The following is a 13,514-nucleotide window of genomic DNA, read 5'->3' on the forward strand; positions in this document are numbered from 1 at the left end:
CGCCTACAGGGGTTGGTAGGGGTCGTGGCTCTCGTGGTCGACGGCACCGTCGGCGTCGCGTACGTCGGAGGCGTCGCGCGGGGTGACGCGCGATTCGCCGAGCCGCTCGGGTGGCGGCTGGTGTTCGAGGGCGGAGTCGTCAGGCACGACGGGACGCTCAGGCATTCATCGCCCATGGGCTATGGATCATGGACTCATGCTCGGTGAGCCGGGTGGCCTTAGCTATCCGGCGGATACGTCAAAATTCACGATGCGTTGTCGAGGGATTCGTCCTCGGCGAACACACCGGCCTCCACCGCCTTGACCGCGAGCGCGGTCCGGCTGCTCACCTTCAGCTTGCGCATCGCCGCGCGTAGCTGCTGGTCCACCGTGGCCGGCGACTTGGCCAGGATCCGGCTGATCTCCCGGTTCGTCTTGCCCGCGACGACCAGTTGGACCACGTCGAGCTCGCGGGGTGAGAGCTGGTCCCCGTACCCGCGTCGGCCGCCGCGCCACAGTCGCGGGACCTCGGCGCCGTGTTCGCGAAGCCGCTGTGCGACACGGTCCGCGTCGCCGCGGGCGCCGAGCCGGAACAGCCGCTCGTACTGTGCCGCCAGCAGCTCGCCGCCCTGCTCGGTCCGGCCCTGCGCGATGATCGCTTCGGCTTGGCGCTCGCGGGCGCGCAGCGCGTCGTACGGACGCGGCAACGCGCTCCAGGCGCGCGCCGCGCGGTCGTACGCCGTCGCCGCGCGGGCGTGCTCCCCGGACGCGGCGAGCAGCAGGGCACGACACACGGTGAGCGCGGCGCGTGGCGCGGGCGCCGTACGACCGCGCAGTCCCCTGGCGAACTGGTCGGTCAGGCGGGTCGCGGCCGTCAGGTCACCGGCGGCGAGGTGCGCCTCGATCCGGGCGGGGACGAGGTCGGTCGCCCAGACCCAGACGCCCTTTCGCCGGACGGTCTCCATCGGCTCGTTCGTGATTCGCAGGGCTCGGCCGCTGTTGCCGTCCGTCAGCCACAACCTGGCCAGCGCCGCGGCGGCCTCCATCGTGTCGTCGGCCGCGCCGAGACGGGCGGACTCCTCGAGGACGAGTCGGAACTGCTCCTCGGCGACCCGCCGCCGTCCGGCTGCGGCCGCCAGGCGGGCGGCGAGGCGAACGCTGCCCAGGTAGTGCGCCGGCCGGTCCCGGTCGGCCTCGGCGAGTGCCGCGCTCGTCTCCGCCAGGCCGTCCCACCGACCGGTGAGCCACGCCAGGTTGGCCTGTTCGAGTCGGACGTTGTGCTGCAACCGGGACGCCTGCTCGACCTCGGCGAGACTCATGGCCACGTCGAGGTGTTGCTCGGCGTCGGCGTACCGGCCCCAGATCAGCGCGCCGGTACCGACATTCGTGTGGATGCGGGCCACGTCGAGACGCTCTGCCGAGGTCGAGCCACCGAGGGGCAGGTCGGCGACGACCTCCCACGCCTCCTCCTCGCCCAGCATGAGCAACGCCGCGGCGCGGTTCCCGGCCAGGTTCAGCCTCTCGGCGGGGGAGTCGATCTGGGCGGTGAGATCGGCGGCGCGATCGAGCCATCGCCGATGGGTGGACGCCGGCCACGGTCCCGCGTAGGCCCAGCCGAGGTAGGTCATCGCCCGAGCCGCCTCGACCGGGTCGTGGTCGAGGTTGGCGACCGCCTGCTCCAGCTCGCGCAGGGCCGCCTGCGCCTCACCCCCGGTGATGAGGAGCCGACCCAGGGGGTTGCGGATCTCGGCCTGCTGCCGGGCGGAGAGGCCGGGGGTCTCCAGCACCGAGCGCAGGGTACGGATCACCCGGTGGTGGACCTGGTCGACCTCTTCCCGGCGGCCCAGGGCGGCGACTCCGGCGATACGGGCGACCCGCGCCCGGTCCACCGGCGGCAGCACGGCCCACGACAGCAGGTCGACAAGCAGGTCGACCGCCTTGGTGTGGTCGCCCGAGGCGATGGCCAACTCGGCGCCCTGTTCGGCGTACCGCGCCCAGGACGGGGTCTCGCCGGCCTCTCGGAAGTGGTGGGCGAGGCGCGCCACGGGCGGCGGGTGGAGGTGCTCCAGGGCGCGCCCGGCCAGCAGATGAACGTGTCTGCGGTCGGTCAGCGGAATCGACTCGTAGACCGCGGTGGCGGCCAGCACATGCCGGAAGCGCCACCTGCCGCGGTCGTCTCCGTCCAGGACACCGGCGTTGGCCGCCTCCGCGATGGCGGCCCGGCACGCGGCCGGCGACAGGCCCGCGGTCATCGCGATCGTCGCCGCCGAGGACCGTTCCGCCAACGTCGCCGCGGCGCGCAACGCCTGCTGCGCCGTGGGCGACAGGCGGCTCACCCGCTCCCGGGTGGAGTCGCGCACCGTCGGCGGCACCTGTAGCTCGCGCAGCTTCAGTCGGACCCACTGGCCGTCGCGGAAGACGAGATCGGCCCGATCGCACATGAGACGGACCGACTCTTCCAGGGCCAGCGGGACGCCGCCGGTCCGTTCGTGCATGAACGCCGTGAACTCCTGCGAGATCGGATTGCCGTCCAGCATGGAGGAGACCAGCGCCGCCGTGTCGTCGGGTCGCATGGGCGCGAGGGCGATCCTCAGCTGCGTCACGCCAGCGGGCAGCCGGGACGTCAGCCGCAGCAACAGCGATCCGTCGTCGACCTCCTCCGGCCGGTAGGAGATGACGAGGCTCGGACCGTCCGAGTGCTGTCGGGAGATGACGAACAGCAGGAACTCCAGCGTCACCTCGTCGGCCCAGTGCGCGTCCTCGAGGACGAGGACGTCGACCCGCAGCGCCCGCAGCAGCTCTTCCAGGGCGCGGAACAGTCGATGCCGGGCCGCCTTCGCGTCGTCCAGGGGCGGCAGCGCGGGCGGCAGGCTCGCGGACCATTCGGGGAACAGGGGCCGGAGCGCGCCCGCGAGCGCGGTGAGCCGCAGCCGCGACACCGGACTGTCGATCCCCCGGAACGCGTCGACGATCGGCCCCAACGTGAGCGACTCGCGCAGCGGTGGGCACACCGACACCAGGGCGGTGCGCCGGGCCGGGGCGGAGTGCCACTCGCGTAGCAGCCGGCTCTTGCCGATGCCCGCCTCGCCCTCCACCAGCACGATCGCCGGTGGCCGGGCCAGGGCGCCCCGCAGTGCCGCCAGCTCCCGGTCACGACCCACGAAGCGCGGGGTGGCGACGGTTGGCGCGATCCCGTCGTCCTCGTTTGAGGCGTCGAGCATGCGTGATGATCTCGCTTTTCGGCGCGTGGACACAAGACCATCGCCGCCGGTGGTCCCGGGCGACCTTGCGGAAATCATCTTAGTCATTAAGATAACGGCATGGGCATATCGACGGACTTCTCGGTGGCTATCGCCGGCGGCGGCCTCTCCGGTCTCTGCCTCGCCCAGTACCTGACGCGAGCCGGCATCGACGCGCACGTCTACGAGCGGGACCCCGGCCCCTTCGTCCGGCGGCAGGGCTACCGGATCATCCTCGACCGGTACGGGTTGGCGGCGTTGCGCGAGAGCCTGCCCCGTCCGCTGTACAACCTGGCGCTGGCCACCGGCGACGAGCCCGGCGGACACCTCCGCTTCACCGACAGCCGACTCCGGGACGCGTTCACCATCGCCTTCAAGGACGAGCCGTACGCGACCCGCCAGGTCGATCGGTTGACGCTGCGCTCGATCCTGCAGACCGGGCTCGACGGGCGGATCCACTACGGCAAGGAGGCCGTCGCGGTGGACAGCGGCGGCCCGGCCGGGCTGCGACTGCGGTTCTCCGACGGTGGGGCCGTCGCGGCGACCGTCGTCGTGGGCGCGGACGGCGTGGGCTCGGCGCTGCGGGCGCAGCTCATGCCCGACGCGGCCCCGGCGAGCGCGCCGATGGCGGGCATCTACGGCCGGTCGCCCCTGCGCCGCAACGGGGAGAGCATGATCCCGGACGCGCTGCGCGACAGCGGCGTCCTGGCCATCGCCGATCGACCCGGCCTCGCCTTCTTCTTCACCTCCATGCGGTTCGGCGAGAGGCCACGGGAGGCGTTCGCGCGGCTGGCCCCGGGCAGCTACGCGCCCACCGGCGACGACTACGTGATGTGGGGACTGCTGCTACCGCAGGAGGAGGTGCCCATCGGCGTCCGCGGCGACCTGCTGGCGCTCTGGCGACTGGCCGCCGGGATGAGCACGGGCTTCCACCCGCTCATCCGACGGGTGGTCGCCACGGCCGAGTTGGACGCCACTGTGCTCAACCTCTTCGCCACCGGCCGACGCCCGCAGCGGTGGGCGGTGCCCCGGGCGACGATGATGGGCGACGCCGTACACGTCATGCCACCGTTCGGCGCCCACGGTGGTAACACCGCGCTCCGCGACGCGGCCCTGCTCGGCCGCCGGCTGCTCGAGGCCCGGGCGACCGGTCGGGCGGTGGAGGAGGCGATCGCCGCCTACCAGGACGAGATGGTGCCCTACGCCTTCCGCGCCGTCGACACCGCCGGCCGGCTGATGCGCCGTCTCACCGGGGGCGCGACCGCACCACACTGGGTGCTGACCCGCCTGTTACCTCGGCTGCACCGGGTGACCGTGCCGGAGGCATGATTGCGGCATGTCCCAGGTGCCGGCCCGCGCGTCCGCGATCGCCGACCTCATGCGCGCCGGGCGGGAGATGTCCCGGCTCTCCATGGTGTTCCGGTACGCCATCGCGGACCGGCTGGGCCTGACCGTGAGTGACCTGGAGTGCCTGGACTACCTGGCGGACGTCGGGTCCGCTACCGCGGGGCAGGTCGCCGAGCGGACCAACCTCACCACCGGAGCGGTGACCAGCATGTTGCGCCGCCTTCAGCAGGCGGGTTACGTGACGGCCGAGCGTGACCCGGCGGACCGGCGGCGGGTGATCGTCACCCTGCGCCCGGAGCGGATGGCCGAGTTGACGCGGCCGTACCAGCGGTTCGCCGAGGGGGCCGAACGACTCGTCGAGGGCTACAGCGTCGAGGAGGTCGCGCTGCTGGTCCGGCACTACGACCGCATGCAGGCGATGTACCTCGCCGAGTTGGACCGCCTCCGTGGTGGCGACACCGCGCAGCGGGCACGCGGTCAGGCCGGTGAACGGCCGTCGCTCTCCGGGTCCGCGGACGGCCGCGGGTAGCCGGGTGCGCGCTGCGGTCGATCGCAGCGCGCACCGTCGGTGTCCCGCCCGCACGGATGCGGACCGGTGACCTACCGCTCGGGAGCCGCCGTGACCTTGAGTTGCGTGACGAGCAGCAGAGTGTCGGCGTTGAGCCAGTAGTCGGTGATGAGGCCACGCCTGATGCGCAGCGTGTCCGTGCCGGTGAAGCGGACCCGGGTGCCGGGCGCGGCGGTCGCGCCGGGGAAGCCTCCGCCGTACGTGCCGTTGGCGACCCATCGCACGACCACGTGGTCACCGTCGATGATCGGGCCGACCTCGACGGTGAAGCGCAGGTCGGGGAAGGCGGACCGGATCTGGCCGACCAGGTCGGCCATGCCGTGCGGACCCTTGACGGCGCTGCCGTCGCCGCCGTCGAGCAGCGCGGCCCTCACCCGGACGTCCGGGGAGATGATGCGCTCGGCCTGTGTGTAGTCGCCGTTCCAGAGCTGAACCCAGGCGCGGGTCACCTGCCGCGCCTGACCGGCGGTGCCGTGCTCGTCGGGCTGCTGGTGGGCGAAGGCCGTGCCGCCGGCCAGAGCGGGTACGGCGCCGCTGGCGAGCGCCGAGCCGCCGATCAGGAGGGTGGCGATGGTGGCTGCGGGGAGATGCTTCACGGTGACTCCTCAGGTGGGTAACAGTCGTTCGCTTCCGTTACACCATATAACTGCAGTAACCTGATGTCAACGCGAAGGGGAGGTATGGCATGGCGGACCAGACCCGTACGGCCGGTGAGCAGTCGGCGGAGTCGCTTGTCGGGCCGCGCGAGCGCTATCGGCGGCAGGTGCAGGCCGAGGTACGCGCACACGCGTGGAAGCAACTCGCCGAGGCCGGCGCGGCGGGGCTGTCGCTCAAGGCCATCGCCAAGCAGATGGGGATGACCGCACCGGCTCTCTACCGGTACTTCGCCAGTCGCGACGACCTGCTCACCGAGTTGATCCTTGCCGCCTACCGCGACCTGGCACACGTGGTCGAGGCCGCGGCCGGCGCCGGCGCGACCCCACGCGACCGGCTGACCGCGATCGCCACGGTGATCCGTGACTGGGCCCGAAGCGATCCGCACCGCTACCTACTGCTGTACGGGACACCGGTGCCGGGCTACGCCGCTCCGGCCGAGGCCACCGAACTCGCCCGCCGCATCTTCGCCCCGGTGCGAGATGCCTTCGCGCACGCGGGTGAAGATCAGTCGATGCGCCGGTCGCTGACCTTCTGGACCCGCGTGCACGGGGTGATCAGCTTGGAGGTCGCCGGGCACTTCACCGGCATGCCGTTCGACCCGGCGGGCCTCTTCGCCGCCGAGGTCCGGTCCACGCTCAGCGACCTACCCTGAGGTGGGCCGCCTCCGCAGTGGCGACACCGGACGGCGGGGGCGCGGTCAGGTCGCGGAGGGCCGCGGGTAGCCGATCTCGTACGAGATCTGGTCGGCGGTCTCCAGCAGTAGCGGCAGATTGCTCCGCAGCTCGTCGAGGCTCGCGATGACCTCGATCGCGGTGATCGAGACGGCGGCGATGACCTGCCCTCGGGAATCCCTGATCGGTGCGGCCACGCACATCACGTAGGTGTCGTGCTCACCGTTGTCCACGGCCCAGCCGCGTTCCTGGATGGCGGCGAGTTCGGCGTCGAGCGCGCCGCGGTCGGCGAAGGTGGTGTCGGTGAACCTCTCGAAGACGACATGCGAGAGCAGCCGCTCGCGATCCTCAGGGGGCAGGTACGCCAGGATGGTCTTGCCGACGGCGCTCGCGTAGATCGACACCGCGCGCCCGACCCGGGAGGGGAGCTTGACGGCGTCGAACGCCGGGCTGTCCACCTTGTCGATATAGATGATCTCGTCGCCGGTCTGCTGCGCGAGGTGCACGGTGTGGCCGGTCTCGCGTTGTAGCGCACGCAGGTGCGCGGCGGCCGGCTGGCGCAGGTCCATCGAGCCGAGCGCGAGGTCCGCCAGCTCGATCAGCCCGCTGCCGAGCACGTAGGCGCCCGCGCCGGTACGGCGCACGAAGCGCGCGGACTCCAGGGTGTGCAGAATCCGTAGGGCGGTCGACTTGTGCACGCCGAGCACGTCCGCGGCCTCCGTCAGGGACAGCGGACGTTCGGCCGATCGACGGATGAGGTCGATCGCGCGGCGGATCGATTGCGCCAAGGCTGTGTCTCCCCTCGCACGGCGCGGCGTCGCCGCTTCCGTTGCATCATGTGCAATGTAGATGACGCGATGCGCAACCGCCACTTGACAACGTTGCACATGTCGCTACGATCGTTGCAATTTATGAGCTTGACTCCGACTTGTAACGGTGGAGCGACGATGGGTAAGTGGTGCGCTCGGATCGGCTTCGCCGGGGCGACGAATTGACGACGACCGACAGGCCCTCGCGTTCCGGGACCGCCGACGAACCCCGACGCGAGGACTGGGTCGGCACCGCCGCCGAGGCGTTGCCGGACGACGCGGGCAGCGTCCTGATCGGCCGGATCTGGGATCCGTCCGTCAGCGGCCCCACACCCGTGGTCGTCCGCGACGGTGAGGTCCTCGACCTGAGCCACCGGTTTGCGACCGTCCGGGACATCTGCGAGCTGCCCGACCCCGCCGCGACCGTGGTCGGGCTCGACGGGGCGCGGGTGGGGGACTTCGGGGAGATCCTGGCCAACACGGCGGTCACGACCCGCGACCGCGACCGGCCCTGGCTGCTGACCCCGGTCGACCTGCACGCGCTCAAGGCCGCCGGCGTGACCTTTCCCATCTCGATGATCGAGCGCGTCATCGAGGAGCGGGCCCGCGGCGACCTGGCGCTCGCGGCGGACATCCGGCAACGGATGTTCGCCGACATCGGCGTCGACCTGCACCACCTGGAACCGGGCTCGGCCGAGGCCGATCGACTCAAGAGCCTGCTGGTCGCCGAGGGCATGTGGAGCCAGTACCTGGAGGTGGGGATCGGTCCGGACGCCGAGATCTTCACCAAGGGGCAGATCCTCTCCGCCGTCGGCACCGCCGTCGACGTGGGCGTGCTCGCCGCGTCGACCTGGAACAACCCGGAACCCGAGATCACGCTCATCGTCCAGTCCAGCGGCCGGATCGTCGGCGCCACCCTGGGCAACGACGTGAACCTGCGCGACATCGAGGGCCGCTCGGCGCTGCTGCTTCCCCTGGCGAAGGACAACAACGCCTCCTGCGCCCTGGGCCCCCTGATCCGGCTCTTCGACGACCGGTTCGGCCTGGAACGGGTGCGCGAACTCGAGGTCCGCCTGGAAGTCCACGGCGCGGACGACTTCCGGCTCGAGGCGGTATCGGAGATGACGCGGATGTCGCGCGACCCGGAGGACCTGGTGCGGCAGCTCATCGGCCCGCACCACCACTATCCCGACGGCGCGGCCCTGATGCTCGGCACCATGTTCGCGCCCATCCAGGACCGGGGTAGCCCCGGTGAGGGCTTCACCCACCAGGTCGACGACGTGGTACGGATCAGCTGCCCGGCGCTCGGCACCCTGGTCAACCGGGTGCGGCACGCCCAGGAGTGCGAGCCCTGGCACTTCGGCATCCGCGACCTCATGGGCAATCTGGCAAGGAGGGGACTGCTGTGAACGTGGTCAGCACGGTCGATCCGCGCGACGGCCAGCGCCGCGCGACGGATCTCACCGAGACCGACGAGTCAGGGGTGGACGTGGTCGCCGGCCAGGCGTCCCGGGCGACACGCTGGTTGGCCGACCTGGGAAGGCACGGCCGGGCGGAGCTGCTGGACGCCGTCGCCGCGTCCCTGGAATCCCGTCGGAAGGACCTGGTCGCGGCCGCCGAGGCGGAGACCGGGCTGGCCCACGCGCGGCTGGACTCCGAGCTCACCCGGGCCGCGGTCCAGTTCCGGATGTTCGGCGACGTGCTCCGCGACGGCGCGTACGTCGAGGCCGCCATCGACCACGCCGCCGACACCCCACTCGGACCCGGTCCGGACGTGCGGCGGATGCTCGTACCCCTCGGGCCGGTCGCCGTCTTCGGCGCCAGCAACTTCCCGTTCGCCTTCTCGGTCGCGGGCGGGGACACGGCCGCCGCGCTCGCCGCCGGCTGCCCCACGGTCCTGAAGGCCCATCCGTCGCATCCGCTGACCTCGCACGCGTCCGCCGCCGCGATCGAGGCGGCCGTCCGCGACCTCGGCGGGCCCGATGGCGTCATCGGCGTCGTGTACGGGGAGCGGGCCGGTCGTTGGCTGGTGCGGCACCCCGCGATCCGTGCGGCCGCCCTCACGGGCTCGGTCAACGCCGCCCGTGCCATCCAGGCGGCCATCGACGAGCGACCCGATCCCATTCCCCTGTACGCCGAACTGAGCAGCGTGAACCCGATCGTCGTGCTGCCGGGCGCGGCCGCCGACCGGGCCGAGGGGATCGCCGAGGGACTGTTCGCCTCCTTCACCGCCTCCGGCGGCCAGCTCTGCACCAAGCCGGGCCTGGCGCTCGTGCCGGCCGGTCGGGGCGGTGACCAGCTCGTCGACGGTCTGCGCGAGAGGGTCGCCGGCTCCGGCGGCGCGATCCTGCTCAACGAGCGCATCCGGGACGCGTACGAGATCCGGGCGGCCGAGTTCGAGCGGGCCGGCGTCCGCGTCTCGGCGCAGCCGCGGGTCGAGAACGGCGCGGGCTTCGCCGTCGCGCCGAGGCTTCTGGAGGTCGACCTGCCGGGGCTGACCGCCGAGATCGCCGACGAGTGTTTCGGGCCGCTCATGATCGTCATCCGGTACGACGACACCGCCGACCTCGACGCCGCGCTGCACGCCGTCCCGCCGTCGCTGACCGGCTCCGTCCACCGTGGCCCGCAGGACGACGCCGACGTGGTCCGTGGGTTGGTCGACGTGCTCTCCGCCCGCGCGGGTCGCATCGTCTTCGATGGCTATCCCACCGGTGTCCGGGTGTCCTGGGCCCAGCACCACGGTGGGCCCTGGCCGTCGACGAACGCCGTGCACACGTCGGTGGGCGCGACGTCGATCCGACGGTTCCTCCGGCCGCTGGCATGGCAGGACGCGCCGGCCTGGGTGCTTCCCGAGGAGTTGCGCGACGAGTACACCGCGATTGTGCGGCGGATCGACGGGAGGTTGACGCCAGCGGTCGAATAATTGCGTCGACGGTCTCTCGGGTGCATTCTGACGACACCCGCCGCTGACGCGTGGATTCCGTCGCGAAATAGAGCGGACCGAGATTCCGCACGCCAATTCGACAGGCGCTCACCGCGTTTTCCTCGGCCGCAATTGTGTCGGTCCTGGCCGGACCGTCGACGCGATTCTCCGTACTCCCTGTGGTGGGGAATCCCCGGCCGCGCACCCCCTGGTGAAAGCCGGGGCTGCGCGGCCGGGGTGTGCTACGGGGTCACGTCGGTGACGTGCAGCCGCAGCATGGTCCACGACGCGGGCGCGAGAGTCAGGCGGACGCCGAGGTCGCTCGCCTGGACCGTGTCGTTGGGGCGCGGCTCGGCGTGGTCCGGGCCGTCGGCCGTGTTCTTGGCATCGAGGTCGGCGCCGCCCACGGTGACGCATTCGATGATCTCGCCCACCTGGGCGCCGGCGAGGTCGACGGTCACCTCGGCGGGGGTGTCGACGACCCGGTTGACGAGGAACACGGTCATCTCGGCGGCGGTGTCGTCCCAGGTGGAGACCGCGTCGACCGCGTCGATGACGCCGTAGCGGTCGGTGGTCGTGGTGCTGCCGTCGCGCAGTACGTCCAGCACGACCCCCCGGGCGTGCCGGGCCGTGCGGGCGAACGGGTGGAAGATGGTCTGCCGCCAGGCCGAGCCTCCCGGTTCGGTCATGATCGGCGCGATGACGTTGACCAGTTGGGCCTGGCACGCCGCGGTCACCCGGTCGCTGTGCCGCAGCAGGCTGATGAGCAGGCCACCGACGACGACGGCGTCGGCCACGCTGTAGTGGTCCTCCAGCAGCGGCGGCGCGACCGGCCAGTCCTCGCCGCTGGGCGGGGTGGACGGCGCGGCGGACTGGTACCACACGTTCCACTCGTCGAACGCGATCATGATCTTCCTGGTGGATCGGCGGATCGCGCCCACCGAGTCCGCGATGGCCGTGACGGCGTCGATGTACCTGTCCATGTCCTCGGCCGAGGCGAGGAAGCTGGGCAGGTCATCGTCGACCGGCTGGTAGTAGGCGTGCAGCGAGATCAGGTCGACGTCGTCGTACGCCTCGGTCAGCACGTCGCGCTCCCAGCTCCCGAAGGTCGGCATGCCGAGATGGGACGAGCCGCAGGCGACCAGTTCGAGGTCGGGATCGAAGCGGCGCATCGCCTTCGCGGTCTGCGCCGCGAGTCGCCCGTACTCGGTCGCGCTTCGCTGGCCCACCTGCCACGGGCCGTCCATCTCGTTGCCCAGGCACCACAGCCGGATCCCGTACGGGTCTGCGGCGCCGTTGTCGCGGCGCTGGTCGGCGAGGTGGCTCCCCGCCCGGTGGTTGGCGTATTCCAGCAGGTCGACAGCCTCGGCGGTGCCCCGGGTGCCGAGGTTCACCGCCATGATGGGATCGACGCCCGCCTTGCCGACCCAGCGCATGAACTCGTCCAGCCCGAAGGCGTTGGTCTCCAGGCTGTGCCAGGCGAGGTCGAGCCGGGCCGGTCGTTTCTCGACCGGGCCGACGCCGTCCTCCCAGCGGTAGGAGGAGACGAAGTTGCCGCCCGGGTAGCGGACCGTCGTGACGCCCAGCTCGCGGACGAGCGCGAGGACGTCGCCCCGGAAGCCGTCCGCGTCGGCGCTGGGGTGGTCGGGCTCGTAGATTCCGCCGTAGACACAGCGGCCCAGGTGCTCCACGAACGAGCCGAAGATCCGGCGCGGCACCGGTGCGACACGTCGCCGCGGGTCCAGGAGCAGGCGTGCGGTGTTCACGACAGCCGTCCCGGCTGGCCCGGACGGGGCTGGACGGGCGAGGCGGCGCGGTGGGGGAGTGGGTGCGGCGCTGCGTCGAGGTGGGTGTTCAGGGCGGGCTCCTCTCGGAGGAGGCCTCCGACGTCGGGATCCGTGTCGCGGCGCCGGGGACCCGGGGTGGTGGGTCGGTGCGAGCTCTGGACATCGCCATGATCATCGATTACGTTCGCGATCGATGTAAACGTTACCGATCATGCTCCCCGGAGGGAACACCGCGTTCCGGAATGGCGCCTGACAGAGCGTGCCGTCCCGTTGTCAACGGGTAGGTCCCGTGCGCGAAATGGCGCGGCTTTGCACCCCGGGAAGTCCACCTTGCACAATCCCGTTAGGACCCCCGGCCGGCTCTCGCGCGGGGATGAAGAGGTCTTGTGTTCGCAATCGTGGTCGGTTACGTTGGCAACATCCTGGAAACGTAACCGATAACGATTGCAGTCCAGAGAGAGCGGCATGATCGAAGCCAATGCGCCGGTAACAATGAGTGATGTCGCCCGGATCGCCGGCGTTTCCACCGCCACCGTTTCGCGCGTCGTCAACGGGCACTACGGCGTCAGCGCCCGCACGATCGCTCAGGTCCGCACCGCCATCGAACAGCTCGGCTACGAGTCGAGCCTGGTGGCCTCGAGCCTGCGGCGCAGCCGCACCAACGTCCTCGGCCTCGTGGCGCACAGCTTCCAGTCGTACACGGCAGAGGTGCTCAAGGGGGTCATGAAGGCGCTCAGCCGCTCCGGCTTCGACCTCATCATCTACGCCAACAGCGACCTCTACGGGTCCTACTCGGAGGGTTGGGAGCAGCGGCACCTGACCCGCCTGTCGGGCACCCTCACCGACGGGTGCATCGTCGTCACGCCCTGGGGTGAGATGCGCAGCCGTACGCCGGTCGTGGCCATCGACCCGGTGCGCGGCGCGACGGCGCCCTCGGTCATGGCCGACAACCTCGCCGGCGCCACCACCGCTGTCGAGCATCTGCTCGACCTGGGCCACCGACGCGTCGGCTTCATCGCCGGTCGCGACAGCCTCGCCTCGGCATGGTCCCGGGAGGAGGGCTACCGGGCGGCGCTCGTCGCCGCCGGTATCCCGGTCGACCCGACGTTGATCGGCCGGGGGGACTTCAATCCCGAGTCGGCGGTTCCGTTGGCGCGCGCCCTGTTGCAACGGGCGGACCGGCCGTCGGCGATCTTCGCGGCGAGCGACGGGATGGCGCTTAAGGTCCTTGAGGTCGCCAGGGAACTGGGGCTCTCCGTCCCGCAGGACCTGTCCGTCGTCGGCTTCGACAACATCCCCGAGTCGGCGTCGACCGTTCCGGGTCTGACCACGGTCGACCAGTCGATGTACCAGCTCGGGTACGAAGCCGCGCGAATGCTCAAGTCACTGGTGACCGGCGAGTGGGACGAGCCGCACCAGATAGTCCTGCCGACCAACCTCGTGGTCCGTGGCTCGACCGCAGCACCGGCGAGGGACCGAAGGAGGTGAGCGCTACCGCACGGCGAGATCCACCGATGGGTTGAGCTGGTCAGCG

General features: G+C 71.4%; 11 protein-coding genes. 6 read left to right on the forward strand and 5 right to left on the reverse strand.

Features of this window, described 5'->3' with window-relative positions; translation table 11 throughout:
- Nucleotides 1-3: 3 nt before the first annotated feature.
- Together AB0I89_RS13445 and AB0I89_RS13450 are read right to left on the reverse strand one after the other, a co-directional pair.
- Nucleotides 4-147 (reverse strand): hypothetical protein, encoded by a 144-nt coding sequence (locus tag AB0I89_RS13445; protein WP_355236120.1) that lies wholly within the window; start codon nt 145-147, stop codon nt 4-6.
- A gap of 98 nt (nt 148-245) precedes the next feature.
- Nucleotides 246-3,200 (reverse strand): AAA family ATPase, encoded by a 2,955-nt coding sequence (locus tag AB0I89_RS13450; RefSeq protein WP_357125091.1) that lies wholly within the window; start codon nt 3,198-3,200, stop codon nt 246-248.
- A 99-nt stretch (nt 3,201-3,299) separates the two neighbouring features.
- Between AB0I89_RS13450 and AB0I89_RS13455 the strand changes: the two genes are divergently transcribed.
- Together AB0I89_RS13455 and AB0I89_RS13460 are read left to right on the forward strand one after the other, a co-directional pair.
- Entirely contained in the window at nt 3,300-4,547 is a 1,248-nt protein-coding gene (locus tag AB0I89_RS13455) for an FAD-dependent monooxygenase (RefSeq protein WP_357125094.1), read from the forward strand.
- A 7-nt stretch (nt 4,548-4,554) separates the two neighbouring features.
- The gene (locus AB0I89_RS13460) at nt 4,555-5,094 is read left to right on the forward strand and encodes a MarR family transcriptional regulator (RefSeq protein ID WP_357125098.1); all 540 of its coding nucleotides are present in this window, start codon (nt 4,555-4,557) and stop codon (nt 5,092-5,094) included.
- A gap of 71 nt (nt 5,095-5,165) precedes the next feature.
- On the opposite strand, the gene AB0I89_RS13465 is transcribed toward AB0I89_RS13460, so the two are convergent.
- Nucleotides 5,166-5,729, reverse strand: a complete 564-nt coding sequence (locus AB0I89_RS13465; protein WP_357125101.1) for an ester cyclase — start codon at nt 5,727-5,729, stop codon at nt 5,166-5,168.
- A gap of 89 nt (nt 5,730-5,818) precedes the next feature.
- Here AB0I89_RS13465 and AB0I89_RS13470 point away from each other — a divergent pair, with 89 nt between their 5' ends.
- Nucleotides 5,819-6,442, forward strand: coding sequence for a TetR/AcrR family transcriptional regulator (locus tag AB0I89_RS13470; RefSeq protein WP_357125104.1), 624 nt, complete (start codon nt 5,819-5,821; stop codon nt 6,440-6,442).
- Between the two features lie 45 nt (nt 6,443-6,487).
- Here AB0I89_RS13470 and AB0I89_RS13475 read toward each other — a convergent pair whose 3' ends face one another.
- A complete protein-coding gene (locus AB0I89_RS13475) occupies nt 6,488-7,333 on the reverse strand; it encodes an IclR family transcriptional regulator (RefSeq protein ID WP_357125107.1) in 846 nt (281 codons plus the stop codon).
- A gap of 119 nt (nt 7,334-7,452) precedes the next feature.
- Between AB0I89_RS13475 and AB0I89_RS13480 the strand changes: the two genes are divergently transcribed.
- Nucleotides 7,453-8,679 (forward strand): fumarylacetoacetate hydrolase family protein, encoded by a 1,227-nt coding sequence (locus AB0I89_RS13480; protein WP_357125110.1) that lies wholly within the window; start codon nt 7,453-7,455, stop codon nt 8,677-8,679.
- Nucleotides 8,676-10,193: an aldehyde dehydrogenase family protein gene (locus AB0I89_RS13485; RefSeq protein WP_357125113.1), complete on the forward strand. Its 1,518-nt coding sequence runs from the start codon at nt 8,676-8,678 to the stop codon at nt 10,191-10,193. The genes AB0I89_RS13480 and AB0I89_RS13485 overlap by 4 nt, the downstream gene beginning before the upstream one ends.
- A 242-nt stretch (nt 10,194-10,435) precedes the next feature.
- On the opposite strand, the gene AB0I89_RS13490 is transcribed toward AB0I89_RS13485, so the two are convergent.
- Nucleotides 10,436-11,959: an alpha-N-arabinofuranosidase gene (locus AB0I89_RS13490; protein ID WP_357125116.1), complete on the reverse strand. Its 1,524-nt coding sequence runs from the start codon at nt 11,957-11,959 to the stop codon at nt 10,436-10,438.
- 486 nt (nt 11,960-12,445) lie between these two features.
- Between AB0I89_RS13490 and AB0I89_RS13495 the strand changes: the two genes are divergently transcribed.
- On the forward strand, nt 12,446-13,468 hold the full coding sequence (locus tag AB0I89_RS13495; protein WP_357125118.1) for a LacI family DNA-binding transcriptional regulator: 1,023 nt from the start codon (nt 12,446-12,448) through the stop codon (nt 13,466-13,468).
- The last annotated feature ends 46 nt before the right edge of the window (nt 13,469-13,514 follow it).

The sequence above is a fragment of the Micromonospora sp. NPDC049801 genome (assembly GCF_040656575.1).
In the GTDB taxonomy this organism is placed as follows: domain Bacteria; phylum Actinomycetota; class Actinomycetes; order Mycobacteriales; family Micromonosporaceae; genus Micromonospora.